Raw genomic sequence first — 26,557 nt, forward strand, 5'->3', positions numbered from 1 at the left:
GCGAGCAAGCCCGCTCCCACAAGAAATCTCTGAACTCTTTAGGACGTGACCATGAGCTTTATCACCGAAATCAAAACCTTCGCAGCGTTAGGCAGCGGTGTCATCGGCAGCGGCTGGGTATCCCGCGCCCTCGCCCATGGCCTGAATGTAGTGGCCTGGGACCCGGCCCCCGGTGCCGAAGCGGCCCTGCGCAAGCGTGTCGCCAACGCTTGGGGCGCACTGGAAAAACAAGGTTTGGCGCCGGGTGCATCGCAAGATCGCCTGCGTTTTGTCGCAACCATCGAAGAGTGCGTGCGCGATGCCGATTTCATCCAGGAGAGCGCCCCGGAACGGCTGGAGCTGAAACTGGACCTGCACAGCAAAATCAGCGCGGCAGCCAAGTCCAATGCGTTGATCGGCTCCAGCACCTCTGGCCTGTTGCCGAGCGAGTTCTACGAGAGCGCCACGCACCCGGAACGCTGTGTGGTCGGTCACCCGTTCAACCCGGTTTACCTGCTGCCACTGGTGGAAGTGGTCGGTGGTAAAAACACCGCCCCTGAAGCGGTGCAAGCGGCCATGAAGGTCTATGAATCCCTGGGGATGCGCCCGTTGCACGTGCGCAAGGAAGTACCGGGTTTCATCGCCGACCGCCTGCTCGAAGCACTGTGGCGCGAGGCGCTGCACCTGGTCAACGACGGCGTGGCGACCACTGGTGAAATCGACGATGCAATCCGCTTCGGCGCCGGCTTGCGCTGGTCGTTCATGGGCACCTTCCTGACCTACACCCTGGCCGGCGGCGATGCCGGCATGCGTCACTTCATGGCGCAGTTCGGCCCGGCGTTGCAATTACCGTGGACCTACCTGCCGGCGCCGGAGCTGACTGACAAACTGATCGATGATGTGGTCGATGGCACCAGCGATCAACTGGGTAAACACAGCATTTCGGCGCTGGAGCGCTATCGTGATGACTGCCTGCTGGCGGTGCTGGAGGCGGTGAAGACCACCAAAGAGAAGCATGGGATGGCCTTCAGCGAGTAAACCTCAAGCTAATGGGCCAGCAGGTCTGCCCCCTTCGCGAGCAAGCCCGCTCCCACATTTGATCGCAGGTGTCTGATACAACTCGGTCACCTGTGGGAGCGGGCTTGCTCGCGAAAGCGACGGTACCGTCACCACACATATTGGAAGTTAAACCATGCCCACCCTCACCACCTACCAAACCACCATCATCCCCGACTGGGTCGACTACAACGGCCACCTGCGCGACGCCTTCTACCTGCTGATTTTCAGCTACGCCACCGATGCCCTGATGGATCGCCTGGGCCTGGACAGCAACAGCCGCGAGGCCAGCGGCAACTCGCTGTTCACCCTCGAACTGCACCTCAATTACCTGCATGAGGTGAAGCTCGACGCCCAGGTCGAAGTGCACACCCAAATCATCGCCCACGACAACAAGCGCGTGCACCTCTATCACAGCCTGCATCTGGTGGGTGATGCCCGGGAACTGGCTGGCAATGAACAGATGCTGCTGCACGTGGACCTCGCCGGGCCGCGTTCGGCACCGTTCAGCGAGCAGTCCTTGAGCCAGCTGCAAGCCATCGTCGCCGAACAGGCGGACCTGCCAGCGCCCGAGTACATTGGCCGAGTGATCGCATTACCCCAAAAAAAATAACAAGGAGATCGCCATGAACACCGCCGCTGCCTTTGCCGACTTTCGTACCTATCCGTTGATCAGCGCGCTGGCTGGCGTGCAGACCCTGGCGGACCATGTTCTGGTGAAGTGGGCCGACAATCGCGTCAGCCCCTTCCACCATCAATGGCTGCGGGACAATTGCCCGTGCCCCCAGTGCGTCTACACCGTGACCCGCGAGCAAGTGCTGGAAATCGTCGATGTAGCTCAAGACTTGATCCCTGACCAAGTGCACATCGACACCGAAGGTTGCCTGTCGGTTGATTGGCAGGACGGCCACAGCAGCCGCTTCGACCCCGGCTGGCTGCGCGCCCACGCCTATGACGACGAGTCCCGCGCCGAGCGCCAGGCACGCAAGCCGAAAGCCAGGCTTTGGCACAGTAATTTGCAGTTGCCGGTATTCGAGTATCAGGCGCTGATGAACGACTCTGACGCCTTGTTGCAATGGTTGTTGGCGGTACGGGATGTCGGATTGACCCAAGTCCGTGGCGTGCCCACCGAACCCGGCTCTCTGAAGCTGATCGCCCAACGGATTTCCTTCATCCGCGAGAGCAATTTCGGCGTGCTGTTCAACGTGCAATCCAAGGCCGACGCCGACAGCAACGCCTACACCGCGTTCAACCTGCCGCTGCACAGCGATTTGCCAACCCGGGAGTTGCAACCGGGGCTGCAATTCCTGCATTGCCTGGTCAATGACGCCGAGGGTGGCGAGAGCATTTTTGTCGACGGCTTTGCCATTGCCGACGCCTTGCGCCGGGAAGACCCCGAATCTTTCAAAAGCCTCTGCGAAATCCCCGTGGAGTTTCGCAACAAGGACCGTCACAGCGACTACCGCTGCCTGGCACCGATCATTGCCCTGGATACGTTGGGGCAGGTGTCGGAAATCCGCATGGCCAACTTTCTGCGCGGCCCCTTCGATGCTTCGGTGGAGCAGATGCCCAAGTTGTATCAGGCCTACCGGCGCTTTATCGCGATGACCCGCGAGCCTCGATTCAGGTTGATGCAGCGGCTCAATCCCGGTGAGCTGTGGTGCTTCGACAACCGTCGCACCCTACACGCCCGCAACGCCTTCGACCCCGCCACCGGCGCCCGGCATTTCCAGGGCTGCTATGTCGACCGGGATGAGTTGTTGTCGCGCATCCTCGTGTTACAACGCTAGACCGCGTCATCGTTCTTCGCGAGCAAGCCCGCTCCCACATTTAACCGCGTTTCTCTGAAAGGACTCGGTCGAATGTGGGAGCGGGCTTGCTCGCGAAGACGGTATATCAATCAACACAAAATCCACTGATTCACAGGCAAAAAAAACCCCGATCAAGCCGTGACAGGATCGAGGCAGAGGGTACTGTTGAGGAGCTGCCGTGCGAGGGTGACCAAACCTTCGTGAAGCGAGCTGAGTCCAGTGTGCCCCCTCCTTTGGCCGGCAAGTTGCCCGAAAACGACCTGTTCATAGCCAATGCTGCCATTGCGACAATTCGCCCTTGCCGACACCCGGCACCCCTACCAGAATCGAACCAAGACACCGTTCCCTGAAGAAGGATTGCGTCATGATGCACGCCGATTTGATAGACCAGGAAGACCTGTTGGGCCAGCTCAAGTCGTTGGGCTTCGAGGTGCCCACCGGCGCCACCGCCGAGCAAGCCTGCGAGTGTGCGGTACGAGGTTTGAACGATGTACGGGCGATGACCCTGCGGACCATGGTCAAACAGATGTACACCAGCAGCGCGACCATCCTGCCGGCGGTACGCCAGGCGATCGACAAGCAGTTGTTGCCGGCGCTGGCGGAGTATCAGCAGAGCCACACAGGCCGGTAAACAGCCTTCGCGAGCAAGCCCGCTCCCACAGGAGATCGGGGTTGAACACAAAATGTGTGAACAATCCGAAAACCTGTGGGAGCGAGCTTGCTCGCGATGAAGGCGCCTCGGTCTAGAGCCTTACACTGGCAAACGTAGACTCATTACGCGCCTGGCTCAGCGCCGACAACGGCCCGGACAACGGCGACAGCACCAGCGCTTGAGGCAACGGCATCATCGCCACTTGCTGGGTGGTGTTGGACCCTACGCGCTCGTCACGTGGCGGAATGCCGAAGTATTCGCGGTAGCACTTGGAGAAGTGCGGCGTGGACACAAACCCGCACACCGAAGCCACTTCGATGATCGACATCGGCGTTTGCTTGAGCAGCTGGCGCGCGCGGATCAGGCGCAGTTTCAAGTAGTAACGCGACGGCGAGCAGTGCAGGTACTTCTGGAACAGGCGTTCGAGCTGACGACGGGACACCGCGACATACACCGCCAGTTCGTCCAGGTCGATCGGTTCTTCGAGGTTGGCCTCCATCAACGCGACGATTTCCTGCAACTTCGGCTGGTTGGTGCCGAGCATGTGCTTGAGCGGCACACGCTGGTGATCCTGCTCGTTGCGGATGCGCTCGTAGACGAACATTTCCGAAATGGCCGCCGACAGTTCACGCCCGTGATCACGGCTGATCAGGTGCAGCATCATGTCCAGCGGCGCGGTGCCGCCGGAGCTGGTGAAACGGTTACGGTCGAGGGTGAACAAGCGGGTGCTCATCGCTACGCGCGGGAAAGCTTCCTGCATCGCCGCCAGGCATTCCCAGTGCACGCTGCAATCGAAACCATCGAGCAGGCCGGCGCAAGCCAGGGCCCAGCTGCCGGTGCACACCGCGCCGAGGCGGCGGGACTGACGAGCCTGGCTTTGCAGCCATGACACGTGTTCCCGGGTAACGGTGCGCTGGATGCCGATGCCGCCGCACACGATGACGGTGTCCATCGGCGGGGCTTTGTGCATGGAAGCGTCGGGGGTGATTTGCAGGCCGTCACTGGCCCAGACCTGGCCGCCATCGACGGTGAGGGTGGTCCAGCGATAAAGCTCGCGACCGGACAACTGGTTGGCCATGCGCAGCGGTTCCACTGCGGAGGCCAGAGAAATCAGCGTGAAATTGTCCAGCAGCAGAAAGCCGATGGATTGAGGCGCACGGTTCTGGGGTTGGGCCCCGGAGTTGAACGTCGTCATCGCGGTATCTCCTCACACAAAGCGGGTGATGGCCTCAGGCGGAGGCTCTTTTTATTGCCATCGTTCTCGCGTGGGAGACGGGCTTTGTAATGACAGAGCAATTGCCATGCCTAAATTTGAATGCGCGTTCAATAACTCCTAAAAACGACGTCGGAATGTGTCTATGTATGTCTTGCAAGGCGTGGGGATTTAAATGGCCATCAGGGCTGGCAAGCGCCCTGGCCCACAAGCTGTGAGCAATTCGGTAGCACTTGTGGGAACGGCGTTTCGCCGCATCGCAGAGGAGTGTCACCGCAAGCACGGGTGACGGGCGGTCGAAGGCTGGCTGGCCCTCGATCAGTGGCAAGGCGATTTATCTGTAAGCGACGCACTAAAAGATGGCGCGACTTCGAGCGGGTGTTCACTTGGTGCGCAGTTTTGACTGGTCTGCCGCCTTCGCGAGCAAGCCCGCTCCCACATTGGATTTGTGAACGACGGAGATCAAATGTGGGAGCGGGCTTGCTCGCGAAGCAGGCGACTCGGTTTTATTGTCTCAACACTCCACCGCACTCACCGCCAACCCACCCCGCGATGTCTCCTTATATTTGTCATGCATGTCGGCACCGGTATCGCGCATGGTGCGGATCACCCGATCCAGCGAAATGAAGTGCTGACCATCACCGCGCAATGCCATTTGCGCAGCGTTGATCGCCTTCACCGCGGCAATTGCGTTGCGCTCGATGCACGGCACCTGGACCAGCCCACCCACCGGGTCGCAGGTCAGGCCGAGGTTGTGCTCCAGACCGATCTCCGCCGCGTTGCACAGTTGCTCTGGCGTGGCGCCAAGGATTTCCGCCAGCCCCGCCGCCGCCATGGCGCAGGCCGAACCGACTTCGCCCTGGCAACCGACTTCGGCACCGGAGATCGAGGCGTTCTTCTTGCACAGGATTCCCACCGCCGCCGCGCCGAGGAAGTAGTCGACGACATTGGCGTCGGTCACGGCCTCGCTGAATTTCATGAAGTAGTGCAGCACCGCCGGAATGATCCCCGCCGCGCCGTTGGTCGGTGCCGTGACCATGCGCCCGCCAGCGGCGTTTTCCTCGTTGACCGCCAGGGCGAACAGGTTGACCCATTCCATGGCGCTCAAGGTCGAGCCGATCACGTTGGGTTTGTTCAGTTCCTGCAGGCTGCGATGCAGCTTGGCCGCGCGGCGGCGCACGTTCAACCCGCCGGGCAGGATGCCTTCGTGTTTGAGGCCCTGTTCAACGCAATCCTGCATGGCGCGCCAGAGCTTCATCAGGCCGCTGCGGATTTCATCCTCGCTGCGCCACACCCTCTCGTTGGCCATCATTAACTCAGCCACGCGCAGGTTGTGTTTTTTACACAGTTCCAGCAGCTCGGCGGCGCTGGAAAAATCATAAGGCAACACAGTGCTGTCGAGGTCGACGACACCGCTGGAGGCCTGCGCTTCATCGACGACAAAACCGCCGCCGACCGAATAGTAGGTGTCGCGATGCAACTCGCCGTCATCACCCTCGACAATCAGGGTCATGGCGTTGGGATGGAATGGCAGGTTCTCGTCGATCAGGCGCATGTCCCGGCCCCAGATGAAGGGCACCGGCAAGCGACCGTCGAGCAGCAGCGTATCGGTCTCGCGCAGGTTTGCGATACAGATGCCGATTTGCGACGGATCAATCGCATCCGGCCACTCGCCCATCAGCCCCATGATCACTGCATTGTCGCTGCCGTGGCCGATACCGGTGGCCGACAACGAGCCGAACAGCTGGACTTCGACACGCCGCACCTGCTCAAGCAACCCACGCTCGCGCAGGCCCTGCACAAACAACGCCGCCGCCCGCATGGGCCCCACGGTGTGCGAACTGGAAGGGCCGATGCCGATTTTGAACAGGTCGAAAACACTGATAGCCATTACTGCCGAACTCCTGGATGGGCCCACTGCGCACGCAAAAACGCACGGTGACGGAGCTGCTACGCTCAAGCTGCAATCCGCCGAGATGACCGCATCATCAAGCTTTTATCGTGTTGTTCGACGTCTCTAACCGACGCACTCATGCCCACCAGCGCCGCGTGTCTTTTACGCCGTGTTTTCGCCGTTTTTTTGCGGTTCAGAAGAGGAAAAGGGCCTGAAAAAATCTGTAAACGACGTCACCGACACTGGATGCGACCATCCCTGTACTGGATACGACGCACCCTGTAGGCGTCAGATTTTCACTGGTACATGATCATATCGACTCGATTGCAAGGCGCTGCGGTAGAGCTGTCTCCAGAACGCCATCCAACCGCAACCTATAAGTGCGGTGGTCCAGTCGGAACACTGCCAAAAAAAACACCAAGGAGTCCATCCATGAAAGGTTCCCCGTCGTTGTTGTTGGCCGCCATGCTTAGTCTGCCGGTTCTGGCGCAAGCCGCAGAACCGGCGCAGTGCAGTACCGTAAACTTCTCCGATGTCGGCTGGACCGACATCACCGCGACTACCGCGACCACCAGCGTCGTGCTCAACGCCCTCGGCTACAAGACCAAGACCACCATGATTTCCGTGCCCGTGACCTACAAGTCCCTGGCCGACGGCAAGAACATGGACGTGTTTCTGGGCAACTGGATGCCGACCATGGAAAACGACATCAAGGCCTACCGCGATGCCGGCACCGTGGAAACCGTACGCACCAACCTCAAGGGCGCCAAGTACACCCTCGCCGTCCCTCAGGCGCTGTACGACAAGGGCCTGCATGACTTCGCCGACATCGCCAAATTCAAGAAAGAGCTCGACGGCAAAATCTACGGCATCGAGCCTGGCAACGACGGTAATCGTCTGATCCAGAGCATGATCGACAAGGATGCCTTCGGCCTGAAGACCGCCGGTTTCAAAGTCGTCGAATCCTCCGAAGCAGGCATGCTGTCGCAGGTCGACCGCGCACAGAAACGCGACACCGCCGTGGTGTTCCTCGGCTGGGCGCCGCACCCGATGAACAAGCGCTTCAAAATTCAATACCTGACCGGTGGCGATGACTTCTTCGGCCCCGACTTCGGTGCCGCCACCGTGGCGACCAACACCCGCAAGGGTTACGCGCAGGAGTGCAGCAACGTTGGTCAGTTGCTGAAGAACCTGGAGTTCACCGTCGACATGGAAAGCGAACTGATGGGCAACATCCTGGACGACAAGATGAAGCCTGACGCGGCCGCCAAGGCCTGGCTGAAAAACAATCCACAGGTGCTCGATACCTGGCTCGCTGGCGTGACAACCATTGACGGTAAACCAGGCCTGGAGGCCGTGAAAGCCAAACTGGCCAAGTAATCGCTTATGCCGGGCGGCCTCGGCCGTCCGGGCTGTTTATTTCCTTGCATGCGGACGTTCAATACCATGCTGATTGATCAGAAAATCCCCTTAGGCCAGTACATCGCGGGCTTCGTTGAATGGTTGACGCAACACGGCGCCAACACCTTCGACGCCATCGCCGTGTCACTGGAAACGATGATCCACGGCGTGACGTTTGCGCTGACCTGGTTCAACCCGCTGGTACTGATCGGCGTAATCGCACTACTGGCACACTTTATTCAACGTAAATGGGGCCTGACAGCGTTTGTCGTTGCCTCCTTTCTGCTGATCCTCAATCTGGGGTACTGGCAGGAGACCATGGAAACCCTCGCCCAGGTGTTGTTCGCCACCCTGGTCTGCGTGATCATCGGCGTGCCGCTGGGCATCGTCGCCGCGCACAAACCGATGTTCTATACTTTAATGCGTCCGGTACTCGATCTGATGCAGACCGTACCGACGTTCGTGTACCTCATTCCTACCCTGACCCTCTTCGGGCTGGGTGTGGTCCCGGGTCTGATCTCCACGGTGGTGTTCGCGATTGCCGCGCCCATCCGCCTGACCTACCTGGGTATTCGCGATGTCCCGGAAGAATTGATGGACGCCGGCAAGGCCTTTGGCTGCTCGCGCCGTCAATTGCTCTCGCGAATTGAACTGCCTCATGCCATGCCAAGCATCGCGGCCGGCATCACCCAGTGCATCATGCTGTCGTTGTCGATGGTGGTGATCGCGGCACTGGTTGGCGCCGACGGTTTGGGCAAACCCGTGGTCAACGCACTGAATACCGCTGATATCGCCCTGGGCTTCGAAGCAGGTCTGGCGATCGTACTGCTGGCGATCATGCTCGACCGTATCTGCAAACAACCCGACGCCAAAGTAGGGGGTGACGCATGAGCATTATTCGCTTCGATAACGTTGACGTTATCTTCTCCAAGGATCCACGCGAGGCACTCAAGCTGCTGGATCAAGGCATGACCCGTAACGAGATCCTGAAAAAGACCGGGCAGATTGTTGGTGTTGAAAAAGCCAGCCTGGACATCGAAAAAGGTGAGATCTGCGTACTGATGGGCCTGTCCGGCTCCGGTAAATCCAGCCTGCTGCGTTGCATCAACGGCCTCAACACCGTCAGCCGCGGCAAGCTGTTCGTCGAGCACGAAGGCAAGCAGATCGACATTGCCTCCTGCACCCCGGCAGAACTGAAAATGATGCGCACCAAGCGCATTGCGATGGTGTTCCAGAAGTTCGCCCTGATGCCCTGGCTGACCGTTCGCGAGAACATCAGCTTCGGTCTGGAGATGCAGGGTCGTCCCGAGAAGGAACGCCGCAAGCTGGTGGACGACAAGCTAGAGCTGGTGGGCCTGACCCAGTGGCGCAACAAGAAACCCAACGAGCTGTCCGGTGGTATGCAACAACGCGTGGGCCTGGCCCGTGCCTTGGCGATGGACGCCGACATCCTGTTGATGGACGAACCGTTCTCGGCGCTCGACCCACTGATCCGCCAGGGTCTGCAAGACGAGCTGTTGGAACTGCAACGCAAGCTGAGCAAGACCATCGTATTCGTAAGCCACGACCTCGATGAAGCCCTGAAACTTGGCAGCCGTATCGCGATCATGAAAGACGGCCGGATCATCCAGTACAGTGTGCCGGAAGAGATCGTGCTGAACCCGGCGGACGACTACGTGCGGACCTTCGTGGCCCACACCAACCCGCTGAACGTACTGTGCGGCCGCAGCCTGATGCGCACCCTGGACAACTGCAAACGCATCAACGGTTCGGTATGCCTCGATCCGGGCGGCGATTCGTGGCTGGACCTGGCGGAAGGCAACACTATCAAAGGGGCGCGTCAAAACGGTTCTGCTCTGGATCTGCAGAACTGGGTACCGGGTCAGGCTGTTGAAGGCCTGGGTCGTCGACCAACCCTGGTGGACTCGAACATCGGCATGCGCGATGCGCTGCAGATTCGTTATCAGACCGGCAACAAACTGGTGCTGCACGATAACAACCATGTAGTGGGGATTCTTGGCGACAGCGAGCTTTATCACGCACTGCTCGGCAAGAACCTGGGGTAAGGCAACAGACACAAAAACGCCGCGAGAGTATCGCGGCGTTTTTGTTTGTGGGGTATAGGGACATTCAGCTTTGCGGCTGATTGCCCCTTCGCGAGCAAGCCCGCTCCCACATTTGATCTGCGGTGTTCACAAATCCAATGTGGGAGCGGGCTTGCTCGCGAAGAATGCGATGCGGTGCCTCAGACAGAAACACCGCATCACTTCACAACTCAGCTATAGACGCGGCCAAGGAGCTGCCGATGGCTTTCAAACTGATCGAGCACGTCACGGGTGATCTGATCCTGGGTGAAGCCCATCAAGTCGTAGTCCTGGCTGCCGTTGTGCAGATACACCTCGGCACGATAGTAACGCTGACGCGCCTCATCGGACTGAGCCGATTCGGTTGGCGTGGCCAGGTAGCCATCCAGGCTGACTTCGTAGACAAACGGGTTGCCCTCTTCCATCTCGACCCGTACGCCCATGCAACGCTTGGACTTGCCCAGCAGCGTCTGCACTTCCAGGCCTTGCGTACGCAGCTGCACAGCCGCATCGTCCAGCGCCGGAGTCACGTGCTTGTCCATGAAGCGCTGCACCACCGACTGGCTCGGTTGCAGGTCCAACTGGGTCAAACGCTCAGTGAAACCACGGCGACCACGTGCCGCCAGTTCCGCTTGCTCCTGTTCGATCTGCACGTCCTGGCGCATGGCCTTGTGCAAGCCGAACATGAAGAACACCAGCACCACCGAGAACGGCAGACCGGCCAGCACCACCATGGTTTGCATGGCTTCGAAGTTGCCGGCGAACAGCAGGCCGATGGTCACCAGGGTGATCACCGCCGACCAGAAGATCCGCAGCCAGTGCGGCGCGTCTTCGTCGACATTGCCGCCCTTGCACGAAAGGTTGGCCATCATCACCGCGCCGGAGTCCGCCGGGGTCAGGAACAACACGAAACCGACAAAGATCGACACGCCGATCACAACCTTCGACGCCGGGTAATGCTCTAGCAACTGGTAGATCGCCATGGACGGCTGTTCCAGCGCCGTCTTCCCGAGCTCCACCGCCCCATGGTTCATCACCAGGTCCAGGGCAGAGTTACCGAAGATCGACAGCCACGCCAGGGTGAAGCCCAGCGGAATCAGCAGCACACCGGCCACCAGTTCGCGCACGGTGCGACCACGGGAAATACGCGCGATGAACATGCCCACGAATGGCGCCCAGGAAATCCACCAGGCCCAGTAGAACAGGGTCCACAGGCCCAGCCAGCGGTCGGACTTCTCACTGTCGCCTTCGTACACATACAGATCGAAAGTCTTCAGCACCACGCCGTTCAGGTAGTCACCGACGTTCTGTACGAAACCGTTGAGCAGGTGCAAGGTCGGGCCGAACAACAGGACGAAAATCAGCAGGCCGCTGAACAGCACGATGTTGAGGTTGGACAGACGGCGGATGCCGTTTTCCACGCCCGACACGGCAGCGATGGTCGCCACGGTGCTCATCACGATGATCACGATCAGCAGGTTGGTGTTGCTGTGCTCCATGCCGAACAGGTTTTCCAGCCCCGACGACACTTGCAGCGAACCGATCCCCAGGTTCGTCACCAGCCCCAGCAGGGTCACGAACATGCCGAAGCCGTCCACCGCGTGCCCGGCCGCGCCCTTGACCCAACGCTCTCCCACCAGCGGATACAACGCCGAACGCAACGCCAGCGGCTGGTTGTGCCGGTAGGCAAAGTACGCCACGGCCAGGCCGACCAGCGCGTAGATCGCCCAGCCATGCAAGCCCCAGTGCAGGAAGGTCAGCTGCACCGCCTGACGAGCCGCCAGGTTGCTGCCAGCAACGCCTTCCGGCGGGTTGAAGTAGTGGTCCAGCGGCTCGGACGCGCCGAAGTACAGCAGCGAAATACCGATACCCGAGGAGAACAGCATCCCCGCCCAGGCACCGTAGCTGAAGTCCGGGGTGTCGTCCTTGCTGCCCAGTTTCAATTTGCCGTAGGACGAAAACGCCAGACCAACGACAAAAATCAGGTAGGCGGCGATCACCACCATGTAGTACCAGCCGAAGCTGCGGGACAGCCAGGCTTGCGCCGTACCCAGCATTCTGCCGGCCTCTTGCGGGGCGATGATCAGAATGGCGGTCAACAACAGAATCAACGCGGTAGAGGTGTAGAACACCCAACCGTTGACCGTCACCTTCTCGGGTGGGGTCTTTATTAGCGAGGCAGAACTCATGGCACAGATGCTCCGGGCAGTGCGAGAGAAGAACGCAAGACAAACGAGTTACCCGACCAATCGGTTAGTGGGCAGCCGACCGGCGGGTGATATAAAGACAGCCCGAAAAAAGCCCGAAGCCCTTGAGACGCCGTGGCGTATAGGCTTCGAGCTATTTCGGATGTCGGTTTGCCGCCATTTACATGTAGGAAAAATCTGTAAGCAGCGACGATTTGTCGCAGATCTTATTCTTTGTTGATTGAACGTTCAATCAAAACAAAATAGACTGGCCCTCAAGCCGATGGACGTTCTGCGTCTGCGGGGAGGCCTAAGGAGATGTGCAAGATGCCCAAGGTCGGTATGCAACCCATCCGCCGCCAGCAATTGATCGAAGCCACTTTGCAGGCCGTCGATCAGGTCGGAATGGGGGACGCCAGCATTGCGCTGATCGCCCGTTTGGCCGGTGTCTCGAATGGCATCATCAGTCACTACTTTCAGGACAAGAATGGCCTGATCGCCGCCACCATGGGGTACCTGATGACCGTCCTGAGCGAGAACGTCACCCTGCGCCGACAGGCGCTGACAGATGACAGCCCGAGGGCTCATCTGCAGGTGATCATCGAAGGCAACTTCGACGCCAGCCAGGTCAATGGCCCGGCAATGAAAACCTGGCTGGCCTTCTGGGCCACCAGCATGCACCAGCCGTCTTTGCACAGGTTGCAGCGGATCAACGATCACCGTCTGTATTCCAACCTGTGCTGCCAGTTTCGCCGCGTGCTGCCGCTCAATGATGCGCGCAGTGCCGCCCGAGGTCTGGCAGCGTTGATCGACGGCCTGTGGTTGCGCGGCGCGTTGTCGGGAGATGCTTTCGACACCGAGCAGGCGCAACAGATTGCTTACGAATACATGGATACCCAACTGGCCAAGCGGGTGAGTTAGAGCACACATAAACGCTCAACCACCGAACCGCGCCAGCCACTTAATGCTCTTGCGAGGACTTTATGGCCCGTTTCGAACTGCAAAAACTCTACATCGATGGCGCGTACAGCGACGCCAGCAGCGACGCCACTTTCGAAGCCATCAACCCGGCTAACGGTGAAGTCCTCGCAAAAGTGCAACGTGCTACCAAGGAAGACGTCGAACGCGCCGTCGTCAGCGCCGAAAAGGGCCAGAAGATCTGGGCCGCCATGACCGCCATGGAGCGTTCGCGCATCCTGCGTCGTGCCGTGGAAATCCTGCGCGAGCGCAACGACGAACTGGCCGCCCTGGAAACCCTGGATACCGGCAAGGCCTACTCCGAAACCCGCTACGTCGACATCGTCACCGGCGCTGACGTGCTGGAGTACTACGCAGGCCTGGTACCGGCCATCGAAGGCGAGCAGATTCCGCTGCGCACCACTTCGTTCGTCTACACCCGTCGCGAGCCGCTGGGCGTCGTGGCCGGTATCGGCGCGTGGAACTACCCGATCCAGATCGCCCTGTGGAAATCCGCACCAGCCCTGGCGGCCGGTAACGCGATGATCTTCAAGCCAAGCGAAGTCACCTCGCTGACCACCCTGAAACTGGCCGAGATCTACACCGAAGCCGGCGTACCAAACGGCGTGTTCAACGTCCTGACCGGCAGTGGCCGTGAAGTCGGCACCTGGCTGACCGAACACCCGCGCATCGAGAAAGTCTCGTTCACCGGCGGCACTGATACCGGCAAGAAAGTCATGGCCAGCGCTTCGAGCTCTTCGCTCAAGGACGTGACCATGGAACTGGGTGGCAAGTCGCCACTGATCATCTGCGACGACGCCGACCTCGATCGCGCCGCCGACACCGCGATGATGGCCAACTTCTACAGCTCCGGTCAGGTTTGCACCAACGGCACTCGCGTGTTCGTACCGGCTCACCTGAAGGCCGCTTTCGAAGCCAAGATCGCTGAGCGCGTTGCGCGCATCCGCATCGGCAACCCGGAAGACGAAAACACCAACTTCGGTCCGCTGGTCAGCTTTGCGCACATGGAAAGCGTGCTGGGCTACATCGCCAAGGGCAAGGAAGAAGGTGCCCGCCTGCTGTGTGGCGGTGAGCGCCTGACCGACGGTGAATTCGCCAAGGGTGCGTTCGTGGCGCCGACCGTGTTCACCGACTGCACCGACGACATGACCATCGTCCGCGAAGAAATCTTTGGCCCGGTGATGGCAATCCTCTCCTACGAAACCGAAGAAGAAGTGATCCGCCGCGCCAACGACACCGACTTCGGCCTGGCCGCCGGTATCGTCACCAAGGACCTGAACCGCGCCCACCGCGTGATTCATCAGCTGGAAGCCGGTATCTGCTGGATCAACGCTTGGGGCGAATCCGACGCGAAGATGCCGGTCGGTGGCTACAAGCAGTCGGGTGTCGGCCGTGAGAACGGCATCAGTTCGCTGAACAACTTCACCCGCATCAAATCGGTACAGGTCGAGCTGGGCGATTACGTCTCGGTGTTCTAAGACCGAGACCTGTATTGCTCGCGAGGGCCTCTTCGCGAGCAAGCCCGCTCCCACAAGGGGCCAGTGGCGAACACAGATCCTGTGTACACCAGAGATCAAATGTGGGAGCGGGCTTGCTCGCGAATCGAGTGCGCAGCACTCGTCAGGCCAGACCTGACCAACTTCAAAGAGGGTGCATTCAATGTCCCAAGAATTCGACTACATCATCATCGGTGCCGGCTCTGCCGGTAACACCCTGGCGACCCGTCTGACCGAAGACGCAGGCGTCACCGTCCTGCTGCTCGAAGCAGGCGGCCCGGACTACCGTTCCGATTTCCGCACACAGATGCCGGCCGCCCTGGCGTTCCCGCTGCAAGGCCGTCGCTACAACTGGGCTTACGAAACCGATCCAGAGCCACACATGGACGGTCGTCGCATGGAGTGCGGTCGCGGCAAGGGCCTGGGCGGTTCCTCGCTGATCAACGGCATGTGCTACATCCGCGGCAACGCCATGGACTACGACGGTTGGGCAAAATTGCCAGGCCTTGAGGACTGGTCGTACCTGGACTGCCTGCCGTATTTCCGTAAAGCGGAAACCCGCGACATCGGCCCTAACGACTACCACGGTGGCGACGGTCCGGTCAGCGTGACCACGCCGAAAGCCGGCAACAACCCGCTGTTCCACGCCATGGTTGAAGCCGGCGTGCAGGCCGGTTACCCGCGCACCGAAGACTTGAACGGCTACCAGCAGGAAGGCTTCGGCCCGATGGACCGCACCGTGACGCCGAAAGGTCGTCGTGCCTCCACCGCCCGCGGCTACCTGGACGTCGCCAAGAAGCGTTCGACCCTGACCATCGTCACCCACGCCCTGACCGACAAGATCCTGTTCGAAGGCAAGCGTGCGATCGGCGTGCGTTACCTGGTCGGCACCGCCGAGGAGCGCGTTGAAGTCAAGGCGCGCAAGGAAGTGCTGCTGTGCTCCGGTGCCATCGCTTCGCCGCAGATCCTGCAACGCTCCGGCGTCGGCCCGGCCGAACTGCTGAACAAACTCGACATTCCGGTGGTCCACGACCTGCCGGGCGTTGGTGAAAACCTGCAGGATCACCTTGAGCTGTACCTGCAATACGCTTGCACCCAACCGGTCTCGCTGTACCCGTCGCTGCTCTGGTACAACCAGCCGGCCATCGGTGCCGAGTGGCTGTTCAACGGCACCGGCATCGGCGCCAGCAACCAGTTCGAAGCCGGCGGTTTCATCCGTACCCGTCCGGAGTTCGAATGGCCGAACATCCAGTACCACTTCCTGCCGGTAGCGATTAACTACAACGGCAGCAACGGTGTGAAAGAGCACGGCTTCCAGGCGCACATGGGCTCCATGCGTTCGCCAAGCCGCGGGCGCATCCAGGCCAAGTCCAAGGATCCGCGCCAGCACCCGAGCATCCTGTTCAACTACATGGCCACCGAGCAGGACTGGCAAGAGTTCCGCGACGGCATCCGCCTGACCCGGGAAATCATGCAGCAACCTGCACTGGACGCCTTCCGCGGTCGCGAGATCAGCCCGGGCATCGAGGTGCAAACCGACGAGCAACTGGACAAGTTCATCCGCGAACACGCCGAAACCGCGTTTCACCCGTCCTGCTCGTGCAAGATGGGCACCGACGAAATGGCCGTGGTCGATGGCGAAGGTCGCGTGCATGGCATGCAAGGCCTGCGTGTGGTCGATGCGTCGATCATGCCGATCATCACCACCGGCAACCTCAATGCACCGACGATCATGATGGCCGAGAAAATCGCCGACAAGATCCGTGGTCGCAAGCCATTGCCGCGCAGCACCGCCACTTACTATGTGGCGGGTGAAGCGCCGGTGAAGGGCAAGCCGGTGCGGGAAGTGAGCCAGATCGCTTAAGGCGTTACACCGCGTTACGGCTATTCGCGATCAAGCCCGCTCCCACACTTGATCTCCAGTGGACACAGATTTTGTGAACACCCGGGATTAAATGTGGGAGCGGGCTTGCTCGCGAAGGGGCCCTGTCAGCCACCACCCCTCCCAAAGTATCTCCACTCTAGACCGCTCCACCCTTGATCCTCCCCCCTCGCAGGCCTAATCTAGCGCCACGCAATCGTTTCACCTCTCCCCTCGCAGCACCGCTCCATCGCCACTCCATACCCAGGAGGTTCACGAATGTTCGATTTCTACCCCCAGCTCAAGCAGCGCTTCGCTGCCTTGCGCACGGGTGCTGAATTCTTTTCCCTGCGTTATGTGCGCGAATCCGGGCAGTACCTGTCGGTGCGCAAGAACGTCGCCGAACCACCGAGCCTGAGCCGTGACGAAGGGGCGATGCTGACCGTGCGAGTCAATGGCGTCGAGGCCTATGCGGCCACCAACGACCTGTCGCAACAGGGCCTGCAAGCCGCCCTCGAACGCGCCGAATTCCAGGCCCGTCGACTCAAGCCCCACGCCTTGCTGGACCTGCGCGAGCAGGCTGTTTCCAGCGACCGCGCCGATTACTTTTCACCCAACCTCGACCAGGCCTTCCCGTCCCTGAGCGACTGCTTCCAACTGCTTGGCACCGAGTCGGCCGCCGTGCCCAAGGACGAGCGCCTGGTGAACTGGCAGGTCAGCCTCGGTATCACCCACGTCGAGCAGATTTACCTCAACAGCGCCGGTGCCGAACTGCGCCAGGCCCAACGCTTTGTGTACCCCGGCCTGGACGTCACGGCCTACGACGGCAACGACAGCCAGACCCGCAGCCTTGGCCGCGAGAACTTCGGCCAGCAAGGCGCGGCGGACGTCATCAGCCGCTGCGGCCTGATCGGTGCCGGTGCCCAGGTGGCCGATCAGGCCCTGCAATTGCTCCTGGCGCCAAACACCCCGCAAGGCAAGCGCGACCTGCTGCTGATGCCCGACCAGATGATGCTGCAAATCCACGAGTCCATCGGCCATCCGCTGGAACTGGACCGCATCCTCGGCGACGAGCGCAATTACGCCGGCACCAGTTTCGTCAAAGCCAGCGATTTCGGCCGCCTGCAATACGGTTCCGGCTTGCTCAACGTGACCTTCGATCCCGACATCCCCGAGGAACTCGCCAGTTACGCTCATGACGACGACGGTACGCCCGCCAGCAAACAGTTCCTGATCCGCGAAGGCCTATTGCTGCGCCCGCTGGGCGGTGCGTTGTCGCAATTCCGTGCCGGCATGGACGGCGTCGCCAACAGCCGCGCCTGCGGCTGGAACCGCCCACCCATCGACCGCATGGCCAACCTCAATATCGAGCCCGGCGATCAGTCCATCGAACAACTGATCGCTGGCATCGAACACGGCGTGCTGATGTCGACCAACCGCTCATGGTCGATCGACGATGCACGCAACAAATTCCAGTTCGGCTGCGAATGGGGCCAACTGATCGAAAACGGCGAACTCAAGGGCGTGGTGAAGAATCCCAACTATAGGGGCATCTCCGCGCAGTTCTGGAAAAGCCTCAGCGCCGTCGGCGATGCCGGTACCCTCAAGGTCCTCGGCACACCGAACTGCGGCAAGGGCGAACCGAACCAGGTGATCCGCGTCGGCCACGCGTCACCGGCCTGCGTGTTCAGCAACGTTGATGTATTCGGAGGAGACGCCTGATGAATCCTTCAAACAGCCAGTCCGCGTCGTTCAAGGCGCTGGTCAACAGCCTGCGTGCAGCCCTGCAAGAGCCCGAGCAGTTCACCCTCAGCTACGCCGCCGAGTCGTCGGCCTTCGTGCGTTTCAACCACGCCAAGGTGCGTCAGGCCGGTCAGGTGCAGCAGGCGAGTATCGGCTTGAAGCTGATCAACGAAGGCCGCCATGCCGACCTGAACATCACCCTGGCCGGCGATCCCCAGGTTGATCTGCGACGGTTGACCGAAGGCCTGCAACAGCTGCGGGAAACCTTGCCGCTGCTGCCTCCGGATCCTTACTTACTGCTCAACCACAATGGCTGGCAGAGCAACAACGTGCAGTCGCATCCGCTGCCGGACACCGAACAGGTGGTCGCGCAAATCACCCAGGCTGCCGAAGGCCTGGATCTTGTCGGTTTCTACGCTGCCGGACCGATCAGTCGCGGCTTTGCCAGTTCTTCGGGTGCCTTCGGCTGGCATCAGGCCAACAGCTTCAATTTCGACTTCAGCCTGTTCCACGAGAATGGCCAGGCCGTGAAAGCCAGCTACGCCGGGCACGACTGGAACAGCGAAGGCTTTGCCAGACGCTTCCAGCAAGCCCGCGAGCAGCTTGAGTTTCTGGGCCGGCCGCTGCGCACTTTGGCGCCCGGCCAATACCGCGCCTACCTGGCACCGGCGGCGCTGGAAGAAATCATGGGCATGCTGTGCTGGGGGGGATTCTCTGCACAGTCGATTGCCAGCAAAAGCAGCCCGCTGCAAAAGCTCTACGGAGGCGACAGCGCGTTCAGCCCGCTGGTCTCGCTGGATGAAAAAGTCAGCGGCTCGCTGAGCCCGGCGTTTTCCGATGAAGGTTATCCACGCAGCGACCTGGGCTTGATCGTCGACGGCAAGGCCGGGGCACAACTGGTCAGCTCGCGCAGCGCCGCGGAATACGGCTTGACCGCCAATGGCGCCAGCGGCGGTGAATCACCGAGCGCGCTGAACATGAAAGCCGGGGCACTGCCTGACGCGGACATCCTCAAGCAACTGGGCACCGGGTTGTACATCAGCAACCTGTGGTACCTGAACTTCTCGGATCAACCGGCAGCCCGCCTGACCGGCATGACCCGGTTTGCCACGTTCTGGGTCGAAAACGGCGAGATTCAGGCGCCGGTCAACACCATGCGCTTTGATGACAGCGCCTTCAGCCTGCTCGGTTCGCAGCTGGAAGCGCTGACCGCAGAGCGGGAGTTGTTGCTGTCGGCTAGCACCTATAGCCAACGGGCGACGGCGTCGGCGTTGTTGCCGGGAGCGCTCGTGAGCCGACTGACCCTGACACTGTAAACGCAATACCTGTGGGAGCGGGCTTGCCCGCGAAGAGGCCATCAGCTTCAACATTGATGTTGACTGCCCCACCGCCTTCGCGGGCAAGCCCGCTCCCACAGGGTCCGGTTACATGACCACCACAAGAGGTCCCATGCCCAACCGCCCGCCTCTCGACGCCGTCACAGCCCGCTGGGTGCCGTGGGTCGTAGCCATCGCTTTTTTCATGCAGTCCCTCGACGGGACGATTCTCAACACTGCCCTGCCGGCCATGGCCCGCGACCTGGCCGAAGACCCATTGCGCATGCAGGGTGTGATCATCGCCTACATGCTCACGGTCGCCTTGCTGATTCCCGCTTCGGGCTGGATCGCCGACCGTTTTGGCACCAAGAAGATCTTCTTCAGCGCAATCCTGCTGTTCAGCCTTGGCTCACTGCTCTGCGCCCTGTCGAGCAGCCTGAGCATGCTGATCGGCGCGCGGGTGATTCAAGGGTTGGGCGGTGCTCTGATGTTGCCGGTCGGGCGGCTGGTGGTGTTGCGCGCCTACCCGCGCTCGGAGCTGGTGCGGATCATGGGCTTCATCACCATTCCCGGGCTGCTCGGCCCGTTGATCGGCCCGACCATGGGCGGCTGGATGGTGCAATACCTGACGTGGCACTGGATATTCCTGATCAACCTGCCGGTGGGGCTGGTCGGTTGCTACGCCGTGTGGAAGTTCATCCCGGACCTGCGCGGCACCGAGCGCACCCGTTTCGATAGCCTGGGCTTTGTGCTGTTTGGCGCGACGATGATTCTGATCACCATCGCCATGGAAGGCCTGGGCGAACTGCACCTGCCGCACCTGCGGGTGATGTTGCTGCTGTTCGGCGGCATGGCGTGCCTGGCGGCGTACTGGCTGCGTGCCGGGCATATCGAAAACCCGCTGTTCGCGCCGTCGTTGTTCAAGACCCGGACCTTTGCCGTGGGCATTCTCGGCAACCTGTTCGCCCGCCTCGGCAGCGGCGCCCTGCCCTTTCTGGTGCCGTTGCTGCTGCAAGTGGCGCTGGGCTATTCGCCGTCCCAGGCCGGGATGAGCATGCTGCCGCTGGCGGCAGCGGCGATGATCGCCAAGTGGGTGGCGCGGCCGCTGATCGAACATCTGGGTTACCGCATCGTGCTCACCGGCAACACCCTGGCGCTGGGGATCATGCTGGCGAGCATGGGCCTGGTCAGCGAGCAGACGCCGTACTGGCTGCTGCTGTGCCAGCTGGCGATCCTTGGCGCGATCAACTCCTTGCAGTTCACCGCGATGAACACCGTGACCCTGATCGACCTCGACGATGCCAGCGCCAGCAGCGGCAACAGCCTGCTGTCGGTGGTCGCGCAATTGTCACTGAGTCTGGGGGTAGCCTGCGCCGGTGCATTGCTCGGCGGGTTCACGGCCGAGATCGGAAATGACGGCGTGGACACGGTTTTGGGCGCCTTTCAACTGACGTTTGTGACGGTTGGAATCATGGCAATGCTGGCCGCGACGATCTTTTCCCAGCTGTCACGGAATGACGGACGGCGAGTCAAACGTCCGGAAGAACACATAGAGCCTTAGGGCGAATGGCCACCGGACTGGTACACTGCGCGACATTTTGTTTTGCAGGCCAGTCCCGTGACCACCATCGCCACCGAATTTAATACTTTGCCGCTGTCCGCCGCCATGCTGGCTAACCTCGACTCCCTCGGTTATGCCCAGATGACGCCGATCCAGGCGCAAAGCTTGCCGGTGATCCTCAAGGGGATGGACCTGATCGCCCAGGCCAAGACCGGCAGCGGCAAGACCGCCGCGTTCGGCATCGGCCTGCTGAACCCGATCAATCCGCGTTACTTCGGTTGCCAGGCGCTGATCCTGTGCCCGACCCGCGAGCTGGCCGACCAGGTCGCCAAGGAAATCCGTCGCCTGGCCCGTGCCGAAGACAACATCAAGGTCCTGACCCTGTGCGGCGGCGTGTCCCTCGGCCCGCAGATCGCTTCGCTGGAACACGGCGCGCACATCATCGTCGGCACCCCGGGGCGCATCCAGCAGCACCTGCGCAAGGGCTCGCTGGTGCTCCACGGCCTGAACACCCTGATCCTCGACGAAGCCGACCGCATGCTCGACATGGGTTTCTACGACTCCATCGAAGAAATCATCATGCAGGCCCCGGAACGTCGCCAGACCTTGCTGTTCTCCGCTACCTACCCGGTAGGCATCAAGCAGTTGGCCTCGAAGTTCATGCGCAACCCGCAGCAGGTCAAGGCCGAGGCGTTCCACGACGACACGCAGATCGAGCAGCGCTTCTACGAGATTTCCCCGGATGACCGCATGAGCGCGGTGACCAAGGTGCTTGGCCACTTCCGTCCGGCCTCCTGCGTGGCTTTCTGCTTCACCAAGCAGCAAGTTCAGGAAACCGTCGATCACCTGACCGCCAAAGGCATTTCCGCCGTCGGCCTGCACGGCGATCTGGAACAGCGTGACCGCGACCAGGTGCTGGCGATGTTCGCCAACCGCAGTACTTCGGTACTGGTGGCTACCGACGTCGCCGCCCGCGGCCTCGACATCGATTCCCTGGACATGGTGATCAACGTCGAGCTGGCCCGTGATTCGGAAATCCACATTCACCGCGTCGGCCGTACTGGCCGCGCCGGTGAGAAGGGCCTCGCGATCAGCCTGGTGGCGCCGTCCGAAGCACAGCGCGCCCAGGCTATCGAGCAATTGCAGAAGACACCATTGACCTGGGATCAGGTGGACAACCTCACCTCCAAGGGTGGTGGTCCGCTGTTGCCGCAGATGAGCACCCTGTGCATCGCTGGCGGCCGTAAGGACAAGGTTCGTCCGGGCGACATTCTTGGCGCACTGACCGGTGACGCCGGCATCCCCGGTGCCCAGGTCGGCAAGATCGCGATTTTCGACTTCCAGGCCTATGTGGCCGTGGAGCGCGGCGTCGCCAAGCAGGCCTTGCAGCGCCTGAACGACGGCAAGATCAAGGGCCGTTCGTTGCGCGTGCGCATTTTGTAAAACGATCTTCGACCCAACGAAGATCCCCTGTGGGAGCGGGCTTGCTCGCGAATGCAATCTGTCAGTCGATCTATCAGGTGACTGATACACCGCTTTCGCGAGCAAGCCCGCTCCCACATTGGTTTTGTGGTGATACATCAAGAGGACACCGTTTTGCGCTCTACCGAAGTCGTGATCATTGGCGCTGGCGCCGCAGGGTTGATGTGTGCACTGACCGCCGCCGGGCGCGGGCGCAAGGTGTTGCTGCTCGACCATGCCAACAAGGCCGGCAAGAAAATCCTGATGTCGGGCGGTGGCCGCTGCAATTTCACCAACATGTACACCGAGCCGGGCAATTTCCTCTCGCAAAACGCGCATTTCTGCAAATCCGCCCTGGCCCGTTATACCCAGTGGGATTTCATCGGCATGGTGGCCAAGCACGGCGTGCCGTACCACGAGAAAAAACTCGGCCAGTTGTTCTGCGATAACAAATCCAGTGACATTCTCGAAATGCTGCTCAACGAGTGCAATCAGGTCGGCGTCAGCCTGCACCTGGACACCTCGATCCAGACCATCGAGAGGCTTGAAAAAGGCTACTTGCTGGACACGACGCTTGACCAAATCACCTGCGAATCCCTGGTGATCGCCACCGGCGGCCTGTCGATCCCGACCCTGGGCGCCACCGGTTTCGGCTATCAAGTGGCCAAGCAGTTCGGCCACGAACTGCTGCCGACCCGCGCCGGCCTGGTGCCGTTCACCATCACCGATCAGCTCAAAGCCTTGTGCACCGAGTTGTCCGGTACGTCGGTGGATTGCCTGGTGAGCTGCAACGACCAGAGCTTCCGCGAGAACATCCTGTTCACCCACCGTGGCCTCAGCGGCCCGGCGATTTTGCAGATTTCGTCGTTCTGGGAATCCGGCGATACCGTCGAGATCAACCTTCTGCCGGATCACGACGTACCGAGCTGGCTGCAACAGCAACAGGCCGAACGTCCCAACAGCGAGCTGAAAACCCTGCTCGGTGAAATCTTCACCAAGAAGATGGCCAGCCTGCTGGCGGACAACTGGTTCGTCTCCAAACCGATGAAGCAGTACACCCACGCGGAACTGGCCGATATCTCGGAAAAACTGGCGAGCTGGAAAGTCGTGCCGGCGGGCACCGAAGGCTATCGCACCGCCGAGGTGACCCTGGGCGGCGTCAACACCAATGAAGTGTCGTCCAAGACCATGGAATCGCTGAAAAGCCCGGGGCTGTACTTCATCGGCGAAGTGCTCGACGTGACCGGGCATCTGGGCGGGTTCAACTTCCAGTGGGCGTGGGCATCGGGTTACGCGGCTGCGCAGTACGTCTGATCGCACACAAATCAAAATGTGGGAGCGGGCTTGCTCGCGAAGGGGCCATAACATTCAACATCAATGTTGACTGAAAGGACGCTTTCGCGAGCAAGCCCGCTCCCACATTTGTTTTATGTTGTTCGGTAAAGGAACAGATTTTGCTGTCTGATGTGATCGACGCCATTGCGTCGGCGTCATTAGTGGCTCAATTTAGCGTCATTGCCTCGGAAGGCCTTCGCATTTCATGTCATCGACTTCGTTCCGCCAGTCTCTGCGTCGCCTTTGGGCGCTGGATAAGTTCAGCTACAGCGTGCGGGTATTCATTGCCCTGACCGGCACCATGGCGCTGTGTTGGTATCAGGATGAAATGGGCCTTCTGATCCCGTTGTTCCTGGGGATCATCGCCAGTGCCCTGGCCGAGACCGACGACAGCTGGCAGGGCCGTCTCAACGCACTGGCGGTGACGCTGGTGTGTTTTGCGGTCGCCGCCCTCTCCGTCGAACTGCTCTTCCCCTACCCCCCGCTGTTTATCATCGCCTTCGCCCTGGCCGCATTCTGCCTGACCATGCTCGGCGCCCTCGGCGAGCGCTATGGCGCGATTGCCTCGGCGACGTTGATCCTTTCGGTCTACACCATGATCGGCGTGGACCAGCGTGGCGGTGCGGTCACCGACGTCTGGCACGAGCCGATGCTGCTGGTGGCCGGTGCTGCCTGGTACGGCTTGCTGTCGGTGTTGTGGCAGGCGCTGTTTTCCAATCAGCCGGTGCAGCAGAGCCTGGCGCGACTGTTTCGCGAGCTGGGCTTTTACCTGAAGCTCAAATCCTCGCTGTTCGAGCCGATCCGGCAGATGGACGTGGAGGCGCGGCGCCTGGAGTTGGCCCAACAGAACGGCCGCGTGGTGGCGGCACTGAACGCCGCCAAGGAGATCATCCTGCACCGGGTCGGCAACGGGCGCCCGGGGTCGAAAGTCAGCCGCTACCTCAAACTGTACTTCCTCGCCCAGGACATCCACGAGCGTGCCAGTTCGTCGCACTACCCGTACAACGCCCTGGCCGACGCCTTCTTCCACAGCGACGTGCTGTTCCGCTGCCAGCGCCTGTTGCGCCAGCAAGGCAAGGCCTGCCGGGCCTTGGCCGAATCGATCCAGATGCGCCAGCCGTTCACCTATGACGCCAGTTTCGCCGAGGCCCTGAGCGACCTGGATGCCTCTCTCGAACACCTGCGCATCCAGAGCAACCCGGCCTGGCGCGGTTTGCTGCGTTCACTGCGGGCACTGGCGGCCAACCTCGGCACCCTCGACCGCCTGCTCAGCGATGCCAGTAACCCCGACGCCCTGGCCGACGCCACCGACAGCAGCCTGCTCGACCGTTCGCCGCGCAGCCTCAAGGACGTGTGGCTTCGCTTGCGCACGCAGCTGACGCCGACCTCGCTGCTGTTCCGCCATGCCCTGCGATTGCCCCTGGCCTTGAGCATCGGCTACGCCATGGTGCATTTGATTCACCCGTCCCAAGGCTACTGGATCATCCTCACTACGCTGTTCGTCTGCCAACCGAACTACGGCGCCACTCGCCGCAAACTCGGTCAACGGATCATCGGCACCGCCATTGGCCTGACATTGGCCTGGGCGCTGTTCGACCTGTTCCCGAACCCGCTGATCCAGTCATGCTTCGCCATCGCCGCCGGTGTGGTGTTCTTTACCAACCGCACCACCCGCTACACCCTGGCGACGGCGGCAATCACCCTGATGGTGCTGTTCTGCTTCAACCAGGTAGGTGACGGTTATGGACTGTTCCTGCCACGGTTGTTCGATACCTTGCTCGGCAGCCTGATTGCCGGGCTGGCGGTGTTCCTGTTCCTGCCGGACTGGCAGGGGCGGCGCCTGAACAAAGTGCTGGCCAACACCCTGGCCTGCAACAGCATCTACCTGCGCCAGATCATGCAGCAATACGCTGCGGGTAAAAGCGACGATCTGGCTTACCGCCTGGCCCGCCGCAACGCGCACAACGCCGACGCGGCACTGTCGACCACACTGGCCAACATGCTGATGGAGCCGGGACATTTCCGAAAGGAGGCGGATGTGGGCTTCCGCTTCCTGGTGCTGTCACACACGCTACTCAGTTACCTGTCGGGCCTGGGCGCGCACCGGGAAACCCAACTGCCGACGGATGTGCGTGAACATTTGATCGAAGGGGCCGGAGTGAAACTGGCCGCCAGCATCGACGAGATCGCCCAAGGGCTGGCGAGCAAGTCTTCGATTGAAATTCAGAGCGATGAAGAAGAAGCACTGGCCAATGAACTGGAACAGATGCCTGATGAAATCGATGAGGGGCAGCGGTTGGTGCAGACGCAACTGGCGCTGATCTGCCGGCAGTTGGGGCCGCTGAGGACGTTGGCGGCACATCTGATCAAGGACACCAGTGAGGATTGAGATCTGTGGTGTCTGGGCGGGCCTCATCGCGAGCAAGCTCGCTCCCACAGGGGGCTCTGATGTTCACAAAACTTGTGTCGACTGAAGATCTACTGTGGGAGCGAGCTTGCTCGCGATGAGGCCATCAGCAACAACACAGAA

At 60.9% G+C, this 26,557-nt stretch carries 19 protein-coding genes; 16 read left to right on the forward strand and 3 right to left on the reverse strand.

All coding sequences use genetic code 11. From position 1 onward, the window contains the following. Positions 1 to 51: 51 nt before the first annotated feature. The 4 genes from PspS34_RS26035 (at position 52) to PspS34_RS26050 (ending at position 3,477) form a co-directional block, all read left to right on the forward strand. On the forward strand, positions 52 to 1,017 hold the full coding sequence (locus PspS34_RS26035; RefSeq protein ID WP_154860997.1) for an L-carnitine dehydrogenase: 966 nt from the start codon (positions 52 to 54) through the stop codon (positions 1,015 to 1,017). Between the two features lie 154 nt (positions 1,018 to 1,171). Next, the gene (locus PspS34_RS26040; RefSeq protein ID WP_090451849.1) at positions 1,172 to 1,648 is read left to right on the forward strand and encodes a thioesterase family protein; all 477 of its coding nucleotides are present in this window, start codon (positions 1,172 to 1,174) and stop codon (positions 1,646 to 1,648) included. 13 nt (positions 1,649 to 1,661) lie between these two features. Beyond that, positions 1,662 to 2,825, forward strand: a complete 1,164-nt coding sequence (locus tag PspS34_RS26045) for a gamma-butyrobetaine dioxygenase (protein ID WP_154860996.1) — start codon at positions 1,662 to 1,664, stop codon at positions 2,823 to 2,825. Between the two features lie 385 nt (positions 2,826 to 3,210). Continuing rightward, positions 3,211 to 3,477: a hypothetical protein gene (locus tag PspS34_RS26050; RefSeq protein WP_007995656.1), complete on the forward strand. Its 267-nt coding sequence runs from the start codon at positions 3,211 to 3,213 to the stop codon at positions 3,475 to 3,477. A gap of 112 nt (positions 3,478 to 3,589) precedes the next feature. Here PspS34_RS26050 and PspS34_RS26055 read toward each other — a convergent pair whose 3' ends face one another. Beyond that, the gene (locus PspS34_RS26055) at positions 3,590 to 4,693 is read right to left on the reverse strand and encodes a GlxA family transcriptional regulator (protein WP_007975492.1); all 1,104 of its coding nucleotides are present in this window, start codon (positions 4,691 to 4,693) and stop codon (positions 3,590 to 3,592) included. A gap of 532 nt (positions 4,694 to 5,225) precedes the next feature. After that, on the reverse strand, positions 5,226 to 6,602 hold the full coding sequence (locus tag PspS34_RS26060) for an L-serine ammonia-lyase (RefSeq protein ID WP_057712982.1): 1,377 nt from the start codon (positions 6,600 to 6,602) through the stop codon (positions 5,226 to 5,228). 435 nt (positions 6,603 to 7,037) lie between these two features. On the opposite strand from PspS34_RS26060, the gene PspS34_RS26065 reads away from it, so the two are divergent. The 3 genes from PspS34_RS26065 to choV all read left to right on the forward strand — a co-directional run bounded on the left by PspS34_RS26065 (position 7,038) and on the right by choV (position 10,072). Beyond that, a complete protein-coding gene (locus PspS34_RS26065; RefSeq protein WP_057712981.1) occupies positions 7,038 to 7,985 on the forward strand; it encodes a choline ABC transporter substrate-binding protein in 948 nt (315 codons plus the stop codon). A gap of 66 nt (positions 7,986 to 8,051) precedes the next feature. After that, positions 8,052 to 8,897 (forward strand): choline ABC transporter permease subunit, encoded by an 846-nt coding sequence (gene choW / locus PspS34_RS26070; protein ID WP_057716544.1) that lies wholly within the window; start codon positions 8,052 to 8,054, stop codon positions 8,895 to 8,897. Continuing rightward, the gene (choV, locus tag PspS34_RS26075; protein ID WP_047534342.1) at positions 8,894 to 10,072 is read left to right on the forward strand and encodes a choline ABC transporter ATP-binding protein; all 1,179 of its coding nucleotides are present in this window, start codon (positions 8,894 to 8,896) and stop codon (positions 10,070 to 10,072) included. Before choW ends, choV begins: the two co-directional genes overlap by 4 nt. 209 nt (positions 10,073 to 10,281) lie before the next feature. Here the strand turns inward: choV and PspS34_RS26080 are convergent, their stop codons facing one another. After that, entirely contained in the window at positions 10,282 to 12,222 is a 1,941-nt protein-coding gene (locus PspS34_RS26080; RefSeq protein ID WP_223473802.1) for a BCCT family transporter, read from the reverse strand. Between the two features lie 381 nt (positions 12,223 to 12,603). On the opposite strand from PspS34_RS26080, the gene betI reads away from it, so the two are divergent. The 9 genes from betI to yccS all read left to right on the forward strand — a co-directional run bounded on the left by betI (position 12,604) and on the right by yccS (position 26,416). Further along, on the forward strand, positions 12,604 to 13,197 hold the full coding sequence (betI, locus tag PspS34_RS26085; RefSeq protein WP_007985937.1) for a transcriptional regulator BetI: 594 nt from the start codon (positions 12,604 to 12,606) through the stop codon (positions 13,195 to 13,197). 62 nt (positions 13,198 to 13,259) lie between these two features. Next, positions 13,260 to 14,732, forward strand: a complete 1,473-nt coding sequence (gene betB, locus PspS34_RS26090; RefSeq protein WP_057712979.1) for a betaine-aldehyde dehydrogenase — start codon at positions 13,260 to 13,262, stop codon at positions 14,730 to 14,732. Between the two features lie 181 nt (positions 14,733 to 14,913). Beyond that, positions 14,914 to 16,614, forward strand: a complete 1,701-nt coding sequence (betA, locus tag PspS34_RS26095) for a choline dehydrogenase (RefSeq protein ID WP_150813782.1) — start codon at positions 14,914 to 14,916, stop codon at positions 16,612 to 16,614. Between the two features lie 276 nt (positions 16,615 to 16,890). After that, positions 16,891 to 18,333, forward strand: coding sequence for a TldD/PmbA family protein (locus tag PspS34_RS26100; protein ID WP_154860994.1), 1,443 nt, complete (start codon positions 16,891 to 16,893; stop codon positions 18,331 to 18,333). Continuing rightward, positions 18,333 to 19,670 carry a TldD/PmbA family protein gene (locus PspS34_RS26105; protein WP_154860993.1) on the forward strand — a complete coding sequence of 446 codons (1,338 nt, stop codon included), beginning with the start codon at positions 18,333 to 18,335 and terminating at the stop codon, positions 19,668 to 19,670. Before PspS34_RS26100 ends, PspS34_RS26105 begins: the two co-directional genes overlap by 1 nt. A gap of 133 nt (positions 19,671 to 19,803) precedes the next feature. After that, positions 19,804 to 21,231 carry a multidrug transporter subunit MdtD gene (gene mdtD, locus PspS34_RS26110; RefSeq protein ID WP_154860992.1) on the forward strand — a complete coding sequence of 476 codons (1,428 nt, stop codon included), beginning with the start codon at positions 19,804 to 19,806 and terminating at the stop codon, positions 21,229 to 21,231. Positions 21,232 to 21,336: 105 nt separating this feature from the next. Continuing rightward, positions 21,337 to 22,674: an ATP-dependent RNA helicase DbpA gene (dbpA, locus tag PspS34_RS26115; protein WP_235863953.1), complete on the forward strand. Its 1,338-nt coding sequence runs from the start codon at positions 21,337 to 21,339 to the stop codon at positions 22,672 to 22,674. Positions 22,675 to 22,827: 153 nt separating this feature from the next. After that, positions 22,828 to 24,006, forward strand: coding sequence for an NAD(P)/FAD-dependent oxidoreductase (locus tag PspS34_RS26120; RefSeq protein WP_154860991.1), 1,179 nt, complete (start codon positions 22,828 to 22,830; stop codon positions 24,004 to 24,006). Positions 24,007 to 24,232: 226 nt separating this feature from the next. Then, complete coding sequence (gene yccS, locus PspS34_RS26125) at positions 24,233 to 26,416, forward strand: YccS family putative transporter (protein WP_090451867.1); 2,184 nt, start codon at positions 24,233 to 24,235, stop codon at positions 26,414 to 26,416. Positions 26,417 to 26,557 lie beyond the last annotated feature (141 nt).

It is taken from the genome of Pseudomonas sp. S34 (assembly GCF_009866745.1).
GTDB classification, from domain to species: domain Bacteria; phylum Pseudomonadota; class Gammaproteobacteria; order Pseudomonadales; family Pseudomonadaceae; genus Aquipseudomonas; species Aquipseudomonas jessenii.